Annotated in this window: 1 protein-coding gene; it reads left to right on the top strand. The window is 39.0% G+C overall.

What is annotated here, in order from left to right:
- Window positions 1–1337: Ig-like domain-containing protein (locus CHB80_RS24330; protein WP_143337258.1), on the top strand; the 1337-nt coding region annotated here is incomplete at both ends.

Raw genomic sequence — 1337 nt, 5'->3', positions numbered from 1 at the left:
GTTACAGAGCCAAGTGTATTGAGTGGTGGAATCGCAGTAAATAATGTATTGTGTTTTGGAGATAATTCAGGATCGCTTAACTTAACAGTTAGTGGCGGTACTTTCCCATACACATTTGCATGGAGTACAGGCGCTACGACTGAAGATATAGTAGATTTAGTAGCGGGAGATTATTCAGTAGTTGTTACAGATACCAACGGATGTACAATTACTGTAAACGCTACAGTTACTCAACCTGATAGTGCAGTAACTGCAGATGTTACAACTACAGATGAGAATGGAGCAACAGCAAATGATGGAACAGCAACTGTTGTTCCTTCAGGAGGTACACCTCCGTATACATTCTCTTGGAGTAATGGAGAAACAACAGCTACAATTACTGATTTAGATTCTGGTGATTATACAATAATAGTGACAGATGCTAATGGATGTATTTATGAAGAAACAGTAACTGTAGATTCTACAAATCAAGTTCCTGATCCAGAAGATGATACAGCAACAACTCAGGAAGATATCGCTGTAAATATTGATGTTACTGATAATGATGATTTTGGAACTGACGGACCATCTACAGGTACAATTGTAATTACTACAGGTCCTTCTAACGGAACAGCTGTTGTAAATGATAATGGAACACCAGATGATCCTTCAGATGATACGATTGACTATACGCCTAGCCCAGATTTTCAAGGGGAAGATGTATTCTTCTATCAAATAGAAGATAGTAATGGAGATACTGAAATTGCTCAAGTAACAGTGACAGTAACTCCAGTAGAGGATGTAATGGATGATACAGCTACTACACCAGAGGATACTCCAGTAGATATCGATGTATTAGACAATGATACATTCAATCCAAACAGTGATGTAGAGGTAACTGATGTTACAGATCCAGCCAATGGAACAGTAACGATCAATGCTGATGGAACAGTAACCTATACACCAGATCCTGATTATATTGGAGAGGATACTTTTGATTATACAGTAACGGTAACCAATCCAGATGGTTCTACTACGACAGAGACAGCTACGGTAACAGTGACAGTAACTCCAGTAGAGGATGTAATGGATGATACGGCTACTACACCAGAGGATACTCCAGTAGATATCGATGTATTAGACAATGATACATTCAATCCAAACAGTGATGTAGAGGTAACCGATGTTACAGATCCAGCCAATGGAACAGTAACGATCAATGCTGATGGAACAGTAACCTATACACCAGATCCTGATTATATCGGAGAAGATACTTTTGATTATACAGTAACAGTAACTAATCCAGATGGTTCTACTACGACAGAGACAGCTACGGTAACAGTGACAGTAACTCCAGT

The sequence above is a fragment of the Dokdonia pacifica genome, assembly GCF_900188275.1.
GTDB classification, from domain to species: Bacteria; Bacteroidota; Bacteroidia; order Flavobacteriales; family Flavobacteriaceae; genus Dokdonia; species Dokdonia pacifica.
Note: the sequence above shows the minus strand (reverse complement) of the source record. Positions and strands in the feature narration are given on the sequence as shown.